The organism is Micromonospora sp. B006 (genome assembly GCF_003408515.1).
Taxonomy (GTDB): Bacteria; Actinomycetota; Actinomycetes; order Mycobacteriales; family Micromonosporaceae; genus Micromonospora; species Micromonospora echinospora_A.
Genome location: NZ_CP030865.1, coordinates 3153602 through 3167460 on the forward strand (window position 1 = coordinate 3153602; position 13859 = coordinate 3167460).

Sequence of the window (13859 nt, forward strand, 5' to 3'; positions counted from 1 at the left end):
CTTCTGGAGATGTCTGTTCAGGTCCATACCGGCAGGTCGATCCGGGAGGGGTGGGCGCCGCCGTGGGAGATCTCCTGCTCCGCCCGCACCGTGGTGGCCGCGGTGGCGGCCGGTTCTCCGGTGCCGGGATTGCGGGCGTAGCGCGGATGCGCTCCGGAGCTGACCTGCACGGCGACGCGGTGGCCGGCGGCGAAGCGGTGGAACGCCGGCCACAGCGGCACCTCCAGCTCGACGAAACCGTCCTCGTCGGGCTGCGGGTCGGTGTCCGCGGCACCGACGCCGCCGACGCGGCGGATGCCGTCGCACACGCTCATCGAGCGGCCGTCGGGGTGCACGTCGCAGATCCGCACGAACACGTCCGCGCTGGCCGCCGTCGAACGGAACCGGACACGGGCGGTCGGCTCCCCGGCGAGGACGAGCGCGTGCGCCAACGGTGGACTGCGGAAGACGACCACGTCCGCGCGGCGTTCGTGGGCGCTGTTGTCGACCGGCCCCGGGGCCGGGCCCATGCCGGGGCCACCGAGCGCGGGTGTGGGCCGGTCGGGATCGTAGGTGTAGCGGGTGCTGCCCGCGCGGGGGACGGCCGGGTCGAGCAGCCCGGACGGGTGCAGGTACCACCGCTGCGCGGCGGTGCCCGGCGGCGGCCACGCGGGCAGGTCGCGCCACTGCTCCGCGCCGGTGAGGAAGGCGCGCACGGGTGCCGGCCGGGTCGTGGGCGCGCCGGCGAAGTGTTCCTTGAGGAACGTTATCGACTCGGCGAGAAACGGGCTCTGCGCGCTGCTGTGGCCCCACGGTCCGATGGTCAGCCTGGGCGGACGACCGGCCGCGGCGAGTTGGGCGTAGTTGCGCAACTGCCAGGGCAGGAAGATGTCGTACCAGCCGGTGGCCATGTACACGGGCGCGGTGACGTCGGGCACCGACGCGATGTGCGACTGCCGGGTCCAGTAGTCGTCGGTGAGCTTCTCGTGGGCCAGCCAGTCCTGGTACCAGCTGATCGGGTGGCCTGCCACCGCGCTGTCGCCGCGGGACAGCGGCAGCACGTCGAACGCCGCCGCCAGCTCCCGGTCCGGCCGCCGCGCGAGCCGGGCCCGGACCAGGGCGCCGCGCAGGCCCCGCAGGTCCATCAGACGAGACCAGCCGAGCGAGCCCTCCAGCGAGAAGACGCCGTTGGTCCAGGTGATCGGGCCGAAGTCGGCCATCGTGACGTTCAGGCACAGGGCGTCCGGGGCGTTGCCGGGGTCGTCACGGCACATCCGTCCGGCCACCGCCCACTGGGTGTAGCCGAGGTAGCTCTCCCCGTACGTCGCGACGGTACCGGTGCACCACGGCTGGCGGCGTACCCACCGGTGGGTGGCCATGCCGTCGCGCTGCTCGTCGAGCTGTGGCCGGAAGCGGCCACCGGAGCCACCGGTGCCGCGGCAGCTCTGCGCCAGCACCGTGAACCCCGCGCCGGCCAGCGCCGGCGCGTGGGTGAGCGAGCCGTGCCGGCCGTACGGCGAGCGGACGACGATCGTGGGCAACGGCGGTTCCACCGCGCCGACCGGCTGGTAGAGGTCCGCGACCAGCTCGACGCCGTCGTCCATCGGCACGCGCAGCCCGCGCCGCACGGTGAAGGTGTACGGGGGCTCCGTGGCCGCGTGGCGACGGAGCCGCCCGGACAGGAGGCGGCCGAGAACTGTCATCGCTCGCTCGCGGGTTGCCCGATACGGCTCGCGGCATCGACACTCATGACGGCGTCGTGCCCGTACGAGAAGGAGCGGAAATGGAACCGGAGCCCGCGTACGGTGAGTCCCTCGGCGACCGCAACCCGATCCTCCCGGGCTTCTGGCCCGATCCGAGCATCTGCCGCGCCGGTGAGGACTACTACCTCGTGTGTTCGAGCTTCGAGTACGCGCCCGGTGTGCCGATCTTCCACAGTCGTGACCTGGTCGACTGGCAGCAGATCGGCAACGTGCTCGACCGCGCCGGTCAGCTTCGGTTGCCGGCCGACACGCTTGCTTCGCGGGGCATCTACGCGCCGACGATCCGCCACCACGACGGCCGGTTCTGGGTCGTCACGACGAACGTCACGCTCGACCGGCACCTGATCGTGACGGCTGCCGATCCCGCCGGCCCGTGGTCGGATCCGGTCTACCTGGACCTGCCCCACGTGGACCCGTCGCTGGCGTGGGACGACGACGGCAACTGCTGGATGACGGTGTCCGGGGTCGAGTCGTACCGGATCGACCCGCGCACCGGCGAGGTCCTGGAAGGACCGGTGGCGATGTGGTCGGGGACGGGTGGCCAGTACCCGGAGGCGCCGCATCTGTACCGGGTCGGCGACTGGTGGTACCTGCTCGTCTCGGAGGGCGGAACCCACACCGGCCACGCGGTGAGCGTCGCCCGCGCGCGCTCGCCGCGCGGGCCGTTCCAGCCCGGGCCGGCCAATCCGATCCTGACGCACCGCGGCACCGACCGGCCGGTGCAGGCGACCGGGCACGCCGACATGGTCGAGGCGGCCGACGGCAGCTGGTGGATGGTTCTGCTGGGGATCCGGCCGAAGGGCCAGTGGCCGCCCTACCACGTCCTGGGGCGGGAGACGTTCCTGGCGCCGGTGCGCTGGGTCGACGGGTGGCCGGTGGTCGGCCCGGTCTCGATCGCCACCGGCCCGGATGGGACGAGCCGGTGGGCCGAGCGGGACGATTTCGACGACGACCGGCTGGGGCCACAGTGGATTTCTCCGCGGGAACGGCCCCCCTCGGCGTGGTCGCTGACCGACCGGCCCGGCTGGCTGACCCTGCACGCGACCGGCGACAGCCTCGACCGCAGTGGCGCCACAGTCGTCGGTCGCCGCCAGCAGCACCACGACTGCCGGGTCAGCGCCCGCGTCGATCCCGGCTCCGGCCGGTCCGGGCTGACGATCAGGATCGACGAGGCCCACCACTACGACCTGGAGCTCGCCCGGGGGCAGGCCCGGGTCATCGGCCGGGTCGGGCCGTTTCGTCAGGTGTTCGGCGAGTGCCCGGTGCCCGCGGGGGCGGTGACCGTGGCACTGGCCATCCGGACCACCGACGTGCTGCCCCCGACGGTCACCTCGTCCGGCGATCTGGCGCAGGCGGGACTCGTGGGCGTGACGGCAGCCGGCAGTGACACGATCAGCTTCGAGGTCGAGACCGGCGACGGCTGGGCGCGCCTGGCGGAACTCGACGGCCGCTACCTGTCCACTGAGGTCGCCTCCGGGTTCACCGGCCGGGTCATCGGCATGTACGTCACCGAGGGAAGCGCCGGTTTCGACTGGTTCGACTACCGGCCGGCCGGCTGACGAGACCGAGACGGACCTCACCCCTTGAATGCGCCTTCCATGATTCCCTGCACCAGACGGCGTCCGACGAAGACGAACAACACCAGCAGCGGAATGGTCGCCAGGAACGAGCCGGACATGGCCAGGCCCAGATCGATGTCCCGGTTCTGCTGCAGTGCCTTGATGGCGATCTGGACGGTGTAGTTCTCCGGCGACTTCAGGACGATGAACGGCCACAGGAAATCGTTCCACGCGTAGACGAACGTGAACAGCCCCAGCACGTACGCCGCCGGGCGGACCAGCGGGAAGGCGATCCGCCAGAAGATCTGCCAGGTGGTCGCGCCGTCCACGCGCGCCGCGGCCATCAGCTCGTCGTCGATGGTGCTGCCGATGTGTTGACGCATCCAGAAGATGCCGAACGCGCTGACCAGACCGGGAACGATCACCGCTTGCAGGCTGTCCACCCAGTTCAGCTCGGACATGATCAGGTACTGCGGTACCACTGCCAACTGCGCCGGCACCGTCATGGTCAGCACGACGATGAGGAACAGGGTGTTGCGGCCGGGGAAGGACAACTTGGCGAAGGCGAAGCCGGCCAGCGCGCAGAGCACCGCCTGGCCGACGGCGATCGTGGTGGCCACGATGAGGCTGTTGAGCAGCGACTGCACGAACGGCACGATGGTGAAGACCAGTTCCGCCAGGTGCAGGAAGTTGCCGCCGGGTGTGATCGTCGGCGGGAGGGTCGTCGCGGTGGCGGAGTCCGTCGTGGCCACCACGAACATCCAGTAGAGCGGGAAGACACTGGCGAGCGCCACGAGGGTGAGCAGCGCGTACACCGCGATCGAGACGCGGTTGGCCTGGCGCCGCCTGGCCCGCTTGGGCGCGGCGGTCGAGGGTTCGGGCTTCATGGGCGCTCCGAGCGGACGCGGGTGGCCAGCAGATAGTTGATTCCGGAGAAGGCGACCACGATGACGAAGAGCGCGACGCCGACCGCCGCCCCGTAGCCGAAGTGGAACTGTCCGAAGGACTGCTCGTAGAGGTAGAGGGTGACGGTCTGGCACTGCCGTGCCGCCCCGCACGTGAGCCCGCCCACCGGGTTGGCAAGCAGTGGCTCGGTGAAGACCTGCAGCCCGCCGATCGTCGACGTCACGACGGTGAACGCGATGATCGGCCGCAACGACGGGATGCTGATGTGCAGGAACTGTCTCCAGCCGTTCGCGCCGTCGGCGGCGGCGGCCTCGTACAGCTCCCGGGGAACCGCCTGGAGCGCGGCGAGGTACAGCAGTGTGTTGTACCCGGTCCAGCGCCAGGCGATCATCGTGGCGATCATGACGTGGCTGCCCCACAGCGAGGCCGTGAAGTCGATGTGCTCGAAGCCCAGCAGCCCGAGGAACCAGTTGATCATGCCGTAGTCACGGTCGAACATCTGGGCGAAGACGATGGTCGTGGCCGCCACCGAGGTGACGTAGGGAACGAGCACCGACATCCGGAACAACGCGGCCAGCCGCAGCCGCGCGTGGTTGAGCAGGTGCGCCAGGCCGAGCGCCAGGAGCAACTGCGGCACCGTCGACATCACCCAGATGCTGAACGTGTTCCGCAACGCTCCCCAGAAGCGCGGGTCGTGCAGGAGTTCGGCGAAGTTGTCCAGCCCCACGAAGCGGTGCTCACCGATGGGATCCCAGTCGAACAGGGAGATGTAGAAGGTGAACAGCAACGGGAAGAGACCGAAGATCAGGAAGAGCACGAAGAACGGCGAGATGTACGCGTACGGCGCCAGGAACTCCCGTACGCCCTGCTTGATGCGCCGGTTGCGACCGGGCCTCCGGACGTCCGGCGGGATCGGGGCCGGGCCGAGCATGGTGGTCAAAGCGTCACCTTCCCGATGCGCGGCAGCCGGGTGGTACCCGGCTGCCGCGCATCAGCCCTCCGTCATTCCCGTACGGCGTTCTTGACGTTCGTCAGCGCGGTGTTCCAGGCGTTGGCCGGATTCACCTTGCCCTGCTCGACGCTGGTGAGCGTGTTGAGGAACTCGGTGCCGATCGGGCCGTCCTGCGGACCGAAGTAGAAGGGCTTGATCCCCAGCACCGACTGGGTGTAGATCTTGCCGATCGGCGCGTTGCTGAAGAACGGGTCGGTCTTGCCGACCAGCTGCGGGTCGGTGTAGACCGACGGCGTGGTGGGCAGCGACCCCTGCATCAGGAAGTGGTCCAGCTGCCCCTTCGGCGACTGCATCTCGGAGATGTAGTTCCACGCCGCCTTCGCGTTCTTGGCGCGCTTGGGGATGGCGAGGAAGCTGCCACCCCAGTTCCCCGAGCCGCCGGGAATGGTGGCGATGTCCCACTTGCCGTTCGTCTCGGGGGCGTTCGTCTTCATCTGGCTGAGCATCCAGGACGGTGAGCACACCACCGCGTAGTCGCCCTTCTTCATGGCCGCGGTCCAGCCGGAGGAGAACGACCCCTGCTTGGCGGAGATGCCCGCGTCGAAGGCCTTCAGCGTCACGTCGAACGCCGCCTTGACCTGCTCGTTGTCGTAGTCGAGCTTGCGGTCGGCGCTGTAGTAGCGCTGGCTGCCCTGGTTGACCGCCTGGAAGAAGACGCTGGTCGGCGTGTTGTCCACGAACGGTTTGCCGGTCTTCTGGACGTACGTCTTGCCGACGTTGATGAACTCGTCCCACGTCGGCCAGAGCTTGGAGACCTCTTCGCGGTCGGTGGGCAGGCCGGCCGCCTTGAACAGATCCGTACGGTAGGCGACCGCCAAGCCGCCGACGTCGGTCGGCACACCGATGATCTTGCCGTCCTTGGTCGTCGACTGCGCCATCACCCAGTCGAGGTAGTTGCCCTTGATGTCGTTCGCGCCCAGCGTGGTGAGGTCGACGAAGTTGTCCGGGGACTGCATGAACTTCGGCAGGTCGTCGGCCTGGATCAGCACCAGGTCGGGCACCTTGCCGCCGGCCAGCGCGGCGGTGAGCGCCTGCGCGGTCTCGGTCGTGCTGCCCACCTCGGTGAGCTTGATACGCACATCGGGGTGCGCCTTGGTGTAGACGTCGACGTCGGCCTTCTGGTTGATGTTGGCGAACGACCAGAACTCGAAGGTCTTCGAGTCGGATTCGCCGTCTGATCCGCCACAACCGCCGAGGAGGAGCGCGGCGGTGGCGATGATGGCTACGGTGCTCCGGACGCGTTTCAACGGCCCTCCATACGGTGATCGTGCGGCGGTGGCGGGTGCCCGCGGCGAATCAGGGCGACGGTCCTACCGGCGGTGGGCACCGCAGGCAGAAGCCGACGAGTGGCCTCACCGACGGGTCAGCGGTGATCCCGTCGTCGGTGAGATCGTCGTCTCCGAAACTTATCGAGATATTTACATGCCATGATTGCGTGCGCTGAGGCTACTAACTGCCCCGGCATCCGTCAACGACCCCGCTGCCAGCACGAGCGCCGGTCAGCGGGGAAACGTTCCGACCGGCACAGCGCCGAAAATTTTCGGAGCAAGCAGCGCGCCATGCGGCGACTCCGATAGACCGGGGTAATTGGATGGCCCGCTCGCCCGCTCCCGGACAGCGGACTGCCACCGCTGTCGCCAGATCGAACCCGTGAAACGGGCCCCGGTCCGACGGTCAGGCGAGATCCAGCTCCACCGTCACGTACGCGTGCGGGGGCAGCTCGACCTCCAGGCCGCGCGGGTGGTCCGCGACCCCGGCGTGCTCGCGGGGCGCGACGCCCGTGGTCGACGGCGTGTTGTGCGCGTCGAGCGCCTCGGCCGTCAGGACGGTGGCCCGGTGGGCCGTCACGTCCCGGCCGCGCAGGTCGAGGACGACAGTCGCCGGACTCCGCGCGTCGAGATTCGACAGCGAGACCAGCGCCGTGTCGCCGCGCGTCGAGGCGGACGCCGAGAGCGTCGCCAGGCTCTCCCCGGCCACCTGGCGCACCGGGACCTCGCCCTTGAGGGTCACGGCGAGCGACGCCGCGTCGTGGTGGGCCCGGTTCATCGCGAACACGTGGTACGAAGGCGTGAGCACCAGCGCGCCCGTCTCCGGGTCGGTGAGAATCATGGCCTGGAGCACGTTCACGGTCTGCGCGATGTTCGCCATCACGACGCGGGCCGCGTGGCGGTGGAACGTGTCGAGGTGCACCGCGGCCACCAGCGCGTCGCGCAGTGTGTTCTGCTGGTACAGGAAGCCGGGGTTGGTACCGGGCTCCACGTCCCACCAGGTGCCCCACTCGTCCACGACGAGGCCGACCTTGCGCTGTGGGTCCCAGCGGTCCATCACCGCCTCGTGGCGCGAGACCAGTTCCTCGATCCGGGTCGCGTTCCGCAGCGCCAGGTACCACTCCTCCTCGTCGAAGCCGGTGGCCGCGCCCTTCGACGACCAGCCCCGGGTCATCGTGTAGTAGTGCAGCGAGACGGCCTGGAACGGCCAGGCGCGAGAGTCGGGCGCCGCGAGGTCGTCGAAGGAACGCATCAGCGTCTCGGTCCAGTGGTAGTCGTCGCTGTTCGCGCCCGCGGCGATCCGGTACACCGTGTTGTCGCCGTGGTCGCGGACGTAGGTGGCGTACTGGCGGGCCAACGAGGCGAACTGCTCGACGCGCAGGTTGCCGCCACAGCCCCACGCCTCGTTGCCCAGGCCCCAGAACGGAACCCGCCAGGGCTCGTCGCGCCCGTTCTCCCGGCGCAGGGCGGCCATCGGAGAGTCGTCGCCGCGGGTCAGGTACTCGACCCACTCGGACATCTCCCGCACGCTGCCCGAGCCGACGTTGCCGGAGACGTACGGATCCGCGCCCAGCAGCTCGCACAGTGCCATGAACTCGTGCGTGCCGAAGGAGTTGTCCTCGACCACGTCGCCCCAGTGCGAGTTGACCATGCGGGGGCGCAGCTCGCGCGGGCCGATCCCGTCGCGCCAGTGGTAGTCGTCGGCGAAGCAGCCGCCCGGCCAGCGCAGGTTCGGGATGCCGATGCGGCGCAGCGCCTCCACCACGTCGAGGCGGATCCCGCCCTCGTTCGGGGTCGCGGACCCCTCCCCCACCCAGAAGCCGCCGTAGACGCAGCGCCCCAGGTGCTCCGCGAAGTGGCCGTAGACGTGGCGGGAGATGGTGGGACCGGTCAGGTCGAGGTCAATGACGGCGGTGACGGTCGAGGCGGTCATGGTCGTCCTTGGTGGAAGCGGCCTGCGGGGTGCGGCGTCGGCAACGATACAGCCACAGGCGATCATGTCGATCCCCCAGCCGCGGCCCACCCGCCCTTCTTGACCGCCCACCTGCTGCTTTACTACGATACTAGTAAAGCAGCGAAGGGCTACCAGTGTTCGTCTTCCGGCTCGACACCCACTCCGGCGTGCCGCCGTACCTGCAACTCGTCCAGCAGGTCCGCCAAGCGGTGCTGCTGGGCTTCCTCCAACCCGGCGACCGCCTCCCGCTCATCCGCGAGGTGGTCGAGGACCTGGCGATCAACCCGAACACCGTCGCCAAGGCGTACCGGCAGATGGAGCAGGAGAACCTGGTCACCGGCCGGCCCGGCCAGGGCACGTTCGTCACCGAACAGCAGTCGGCCGCGATGTCGCCGTCGACGTACACGTCGCTTCGGCGCGGCCTGGCGACCTGGCTGAGCCGCGCCTACGCGGCCGGCCTCGACGAACAGGCGGTCGACGCGCTCTTCACTTCCGTCCACCAGCAGACGAGGAACGAGGACGTGGCGTGACAGGGACCGAGATCGCGCTGCGCACCGACGGTGTGGGCAAGCGGTACCGGAAGGGCTGGGCGCTGCGCGACTGCACCCTGGCCCTGCCGGCGGGCGGCGTGATCGCCCTGGTCGGGCCGAACGGCGCGGGCAAGACCACGCTGCTGCGCCTGGTCGTCGGACTGCTGGCGCCGAGCGCCGGCACGGTGGAGGTCCTCGGCCACGACGTCACGGCCAGCACCCCGCAGACCCTGTCGCGGGTCGGGTTCCTGGCCCAGGACCACCCGCTGTACAAGCGCTTCACCGTCGCCGAGATGCTCCGCTTCGGCCGGGCCTGCAACCTGCGGTTCGACCAGGGGCTGGCCGAACGCCGGCTGGCGAAGCTGGGCATCCCGCTCGACCGCAGGGCCGGTTCGCTCTCCGGCGGGCAGCAGGCCCAGGTCGCGTTGGCGCTGGCCCTGGCGAAGCGGCCGAACCTGCTTGTCCTCGACGAGCCGGTGGCCAGCCTCGACCCGCTGGCCCGGCGCGAGTTCATGCAGGTCCTCATGGGCGCGGTGGCCGAAGGCGGGGTGACAGTCCTGTTCTCCTCACACGTCGTGCACGAACTGGAGCGCGTCTGCGACCACCTGGTCGTGCTCAACCAGGGCCGGGTCACGCTCACCGGTGACATCGACACCCTCCTCGCCGAGCACCGGCTGCTCGTCGGCCCGCGCACGGCCACCGACCTCGACCGCTCCGGCGCCGTCGTGCAGGCCGTCCACAGCGATCGGCACACCACCCTGCTGGTACGCGACGGCGGCATCCCGGCCGCGCCGGGCTGGCAGGCCCAGCCGGTCGGGCTGGAGGACCTGGTGCTGGCGTACCTGCGCCGGCCGTCCGAGCCGAGCGCCACCGTCCCGTCGGGGGTGGCGGCATGACGTGGTTGATCTGGCGCCAGCACCGGACCGAGGTCTGCGTCCTGGGTCTGCTTCTCGGCGTGTTCGGCATCGCCCTGCTCGTGCTCGGGACACAGGCCCACGACCTGTTCCCCGGCGGTCCCGCCCGGTGCGCGGGAGAAGCAGGCGCCAACGAGACGTGCACGGCCGCCTTCCGCCGGCTCGACGAGGAGTACGGGTACGTCGAGAACCTCCTCGCGGCCTTCTATCTGGTCCCGGTCGTCATCGGCGCGTTCCTCGGCGCGCCGCTGCTCGCGCGCGAACTGGAGGACGGCACCTGGCAGCTCGCCTGGACGCAGGCCGTGCCACGGATGCGCTGGCTGGCGGCCAAGCTCGCAGCGCTGGCCGGCGTCACCGTCGCGCTCACCGGCATGTTCACCGCGGTGCTCACCTGGTTCCGTCAGCCGTTCGACGCGTGGGAAGGACGGTTCCAGTACGACGCCTTCGACCTGGAGGGACTCGTTCCGCTGGCGTACGCGCTGTTCGCGTTCGGCGTCGCCACCGCGGCGGGGGCGATCCTGCGGCGCAGCCTGCCCGCGTTCGGCGTCGCGTTCGGGGCGTTCCTCGCCGCCCGGATGTCGGTGGCGCTGCTGGCCCGTCCCGCGTACGCCACGCCGCTCACCACCATGGAGCCGGTCCCCGCCGGCGGCGCGAAGGGCCAGGCCGGGCACTGGCCCGTGCCCGGCGTCGCCGACTGGATGATCGAACGCGGATACGCGGACGCCACCGGGCGCAGGCTCAGCTCGACGGAGTACTACGAACTGGAGGACGCCGCCAACCAGGCCGGCACGAACCTCAACCAGTTCCTGCACGCGCGGGGCATCCAGCGGTTCGGGGTCTACCACCCGGCCGACCGGTTCTGGACGTTCCAGCTCATCGAGGCGGCAGTGTTCGTCGCGGTCGCGGCGATCCTGATCGGTGTGGTGGTGTGGCGGGTACGGCGCCGAATGATCTAGAACCTGCGCGAGCGAGACCTTGTGCTCAGCGAACAGGCGGCACGGACGTCCGGTCGGCGGGACGCATCACCGCGTCCAGCCAACGCAGCTGCCGCCGGACGTGGACGGCCTCCCCGCCCTCGTGGCCGTTGAACGGGTACGTGTGCATCTCCCGTAGCGGCACCGTCGATCCACTGGCGGCGGCGTACTGGTTGTAGGCGGCGAAGCCGGTGCTCGGTGGGCAGACCTCGTCGCGCAGGCCGATCCCGAAGTGCGCCGGGGCGGTGGCGCGCCGGGCGAAGGTGACCCCGTCGACATAGGACAGAGTGCGCCGGACCGGCTCCTCGGCCTCGCGGTGCACCGCCAGGTAACGGGCGATCTCTCCGTAGGGGGACGCCTCGGTCAGTTCGATGGCGCGCTGGATGTCGCACAGGAACGGGGCGGTGACCAGGAGCGCGGCGAGGCCGTCGACGAGGCCCGCCGCCGCGAGCGCGAGTCCGCCACCCTGGCTGTTGCCCACCGCGGCGACGCGGGCCGGGTCCACCCCGGGCAGTACGCGGACGGCGTCGATCGCGCGGACCGCGTCGGTGATCAGACGGCGGTAGTGGTAGTCGTCCGGGGACAGGATTCCCCGCGTGGCGGGGCTGGGCCCGCCGGGCGCGTCGTGCGGGTCCGGGGTGTCGCCGCGGCTGAACAATCCGGCCTGTCCCCGGTTGTCCACCAGGAGGTGGGCGTAACCGGCGACCGGCCAGGTGAGCCGCTCGCCCGGCAGGCCCCGGCCGCGTCCGTAGCCGGGGTACTCCACCACTGCCGGCAGCGGCGCCTGTACGCCCGCGGGACGGGTGTACCAGGCCCGGACCGGTTCGCCGCCGAAGCCGGCGAACGTCACGTCCCACACGTCGACCAGCCGCAGGTCGGTGGGTTCGGGGTGGACGGCGACGAGCACCGGGGTGGCCGCGGCGGCGGTGAGGGTGGTGCGCCAGAACCGGTCGAAGTCGGCGGGTTCGACGACGTCCGGCGTGTAGCGACGGAGCTGGTCGAGGGAGATATCAATCGACGCTCTTGACACGAAGATAACGATACCCATAAATTTCCGCAAAGCTTACGGCGCATTACCGGAAAGTTCCGGCCGACGGTCAGGCGGGAGGACGAGCTTGGCATCTCCGATCCCGCGCGGTCGTCGTACGCCCTGGCGGCGGGCCCTGCGCCGGGACTGGCAGCTCTACTCGCTGGCCGTCCTTCCGCTGCTGTTCTTCCTGACGTTCCGCTACCTGCCGATGCTCGGCAACGTGATCGCGTTCCGGCGCTTCCAGCCGGGCGGCAGCCTCTTCGGCGAGTACTGGACCGGGCTGCGGTACTTCCGGTTGTTCTTCACCGACCCGACCTTCTGGAGCGTGTTCACCAACACGCTCGTGCTGGGCGCGCTGACGCTGGTGTTCTGCTTCCCGCTGCCGATCGTGCTCGCGCTGCTGCTCAACGAGGTGCGCAACCGCGCGCTCAAGCGGTTCGTCCAGTCGGTGTCCTACCTGCCGCACTTCCTGTCGATCGTGATCGTGGCCGCCATGGTCCTCCAGTTGCTGTCGGTGGACGGCACGGTGAACCAGATGGTGCGTGCCGTGGGCGGTGAGCCGGTCCCGTTCATGCAGCAGGCCGGATGGTTCCGGACGATCTACGTCTCCTCCGAGGTCTGGCAGACGGTCGGCTGGGGCACCATCCTCTACCTCGCCGCGCTCACCACCGTCGACGGCGACCTGTACGAGGCGGCCCGCATCGACGGCGCCAACAGGTGGCGGCAGACCTGGCACGTGACGCTGCCGGGGATCCGGCCGACGATGGTGACGCTGCTGATCCTCAACATCGGCACCTTCATGGCCGTCGGCTTCGAGAAGATCCTGCTGCTGTACAACCCGCTCACCTACCCGACGGCGGACGTGATCTCGACCTACCTGTACCGGGTGGGCATCGTCTCCGGGAACCTCAGCTACGCCGCCGCGATCGGCCTGTTCGAGTCCGTGATCGGGCTGACGCTGGTGCTGTCGGCGAACGCGATCTCCCGGCGCACGGTGGGGACGAGCCTGTGGTGAGCACGCAGGCCCGTACCCAGGCCCCTACGCGGGAACCGGCGGCCCGGCCGCGTGGCCCCCGGCCCACCCGGGGCTACCGGGTCTTCCAGGTGGTGAACGCCGTCGTGCTGACCGGCGTCGTGGTGGTGACCCTGTATCCGTTCCTCACCATCGTGGCCCGCTCGCTCAGCGACAACGCGTACATCGTCGCGGGTGAGGTGAACCTCGTGCCGCGGGGGTTCAACCTCACCGCGTACCGGGTGGTGACGTCGGACCCGACGTTCTGGGTCAGCTACCGCAACACCGTCTTCTACACGGTGGTCGCCACGCTCATCTCCGTCGTGCTGACCACCTGCTACGCGTACGTGCTGTCGAAGAGGCACCTGCGGGGCCGGACCGCGCTGGTCGGGATCGCCGTGTTCACCATGTTCTTCACCGGCGGCCTGATCCCCAACTACGTCCTGGTCACCAGCCTGGGGCTGAAGAACACGGTGTGGGCGATCGCCCTGCCCAACGCCATCAACGTGTTCAACCTGCTGGTGATGAAGGCGTTCTTCGAGAGCCTGCCGGTCGAGCTGGAGGAGGCTGCCGCCGTCGACGGGCTGAACACGTACGGCACGCTGCTGCGGATCGTCCTGCCGCTGTCGAAGGCGATGGTCGCCACGATGGTGCTGTTCTACGCCGTCTCGTTCTGGAACTCCTGGTTCGCCGCGTTCCTCTACATGGACCGTCAGGAACTGCTCCCGGTGACCGTCTATCTGCGCAACCTGATCGCCGGCGCGACCGACGCCACGCAGACCGGCGGCGGCCTCGGCAGCGCCGGCGACGTCGTCCAGTCCGCCGCCACCATCCAGTCCGTGACCATCGTGCTGACGATCCTGCCGATCCTCGCGGTCTATCCCTTCATCCAGCGGTACTTCGTCTCCGGAATCATGCTCGGCGCCGTGAAGGGATAGCCGCCCCCGCACCACCCCAC

Annotated in this window: 12 protein-coding genes; 6 read left to right on the forward strand and 6 right to left on the reverse strand. The window is 69.8% G+C overall.

The genetic code is table 11. The features are described 5' to 3' along the window. Positions 1-17 precede the first annotated feature (17 nt). Positions 18-1682, reverse strand: a complete 1665-nt coding sequence (locus MicB006_RS14835) for a CocE/NonD family hydrolase (protein WP_116506826.1) — start codon at positions 1680-1682, stop codon at positions 18-20. An 80-nt stretch (positions 1683-1762) separates the two neighbouring features. On the opposite strand from MicB006_RS14835, the gene MicB006_RS14840 reads away from it, so the two are divergent. Beyond that, on the forward strand, positions 1763-3301 hold the full coding sequence (locus MicB006_RS14840) for a glycoside hydrolase family 43 protein (RefSeq protein WP_116506828.1): 1539 nt from the start codon (positions 1763-1765) through the stop codon (positions 3299-3301). Positions 3302-3318: 17 nt separating this feature from the next. Here the strand turns inward: MicB006_RS14840 and MicB006_RS14845 are convergent, their stop codons facing one another. From MicB006_RS14845 to MicB006_RS14860, 4 genes are all read right to left on the reverse strand, one after another. Next, positions 3319-4188 (reverse strand): carbohydrate ABC transporter permease, encoded by an 870-nt coding sequence (locus tag MicB006_RS14845; protein WP_073827873.1) that lies wholly within the window; start codon positions 4186-4188, stop codon positions 3319-3321. Further along, positions 4185-5138, reverse strand: a complete 954-nt coding sequence (locus MicB006_RS14850) for a carbohydrate ABC transporter permease (protein WP_116506830.1) — start codon at positions 5136-5138, stop codon at positions 4185-4187. The genes MicB006_RS14845 and MicB006_RS14850 overlap by 4 nt, the downstream gene beginning before the upstream one ends. Positions 5139-5209: 71 nt before the next feature. After that, positions 5210-6466 carry an ABC transporter substrate-binding protein gene (locus tag MicB006_RS14855; RefSeq protein WP_116506832.1) on the reverse strand — a complete coding sequence of 419 codons (1257 nt, stop codon included), beginning with the start codon at positions 6464-6466 and terminating at the stop codon, positions 5210-5212. A 427-nt stretch (positions 6467-6893) separates the two neighbouring features. Next, positions 6894-8420 carry an alpha-N-arabinofuranosidase gene (locus MicB006_RS14860; protein WP_116506834.1) on the reverse strand — a complete coding sequence of 509 codons (1527 nt, stop codon included), beginning with the start codon at positions 8418-8420 and terminating at the stop codon, positions 6894-6896. A gap of 155 nt (positions 8421-8575) precedes the next feature. On the opposite strand from MicB006_RS14860, the gene MicB006_RS14865 reads away from it, so the two are divergent. From MicB006_RS14865 to MicB006_RS14875, 3 genes are read left to right on the forward strand one after another with little or no spacing between them, the layout of a single operon-like run. After that, on the forward strand, positions 8576-8971 hold the full coding sequence (locus MicB006_RS14865; protein ID WP_073827870.1) for a GntR family transcriptional regulator: 396 nt from the start codon (positions 8576-8578) through the stop codon (positions 8969-8971). Next, complete coding sequence (locus MicB006_RS14870) at positions 8968-9867, forward strand: ABC transporter ATP-binding protein (RefSeq protein WP_116506836.1); 900 nt, start codon at positions 8968-8970, stop codon at positions 9865-9867. The genes MicB006_RS14865 and MicB006_RS14870 overlap by 4 nt, the downstream gene beginning before the upstream one ends. Continuing rightward, entirely contained in the window at positions 9864-10841 is a 978-nt protein-coding gene (locus tag MicB006_RS14875) for an ABC transporter permease subunit (protein ID WP_116506837.1), read from the forward strand. Before MicB006_RS14870 ends, MicB006_RS14875 begins: the two co-directional genes overlap by 4 nt. Before the next feature lie 25 nt (positions 10842-10866). On the opposite strand, the gene MicB006_RS14880 is transcribed toward MicB006_RS14875, so the two are convergent. Then, positions 10867-11907, reverse strand: coding sequence for an acetylxylan esterase (locus MicB006_RS14880; protein WP_116506839.1), 1041 nt, complete (start codon positions 11905-11907; stop codon positions 10867-10869). Positions 11908-11974: 67 nt separating this feature from the next. Between MicB006_RS14880 and MicB006_RS14885 the strand changes: the two genes are divergently transcribed. Both MicB006_RS14885 and MicB006_RS14890 read left to right on the forward strand, forming a co-directional pair. After that, on the forward strand, positions 11975-12904 hold the full coding sequence (locus MicB006_RS14885) for a sugar ABC transporter permease (RefSeq protein WP_073827866.1): 930 nt from the start codon (positions 11975-11977) through the stop codon (positions 12902-12904). Continuing rightward, entirely contained in the window at positions 12901-13839 is a 939-nt protein-coding gene (locus MicB006_RS14890) for a carbohydrate ABC transporter permease (protein WP_225980760.1), read from the forward strand. Before MicB006_RS14885 ends, MicB006_RS14890 begins: the two co-directional genes overlap by 4 nt. The last annotated feature ends 20 nt before the right edge of the window (positions 13840-13859 follow it).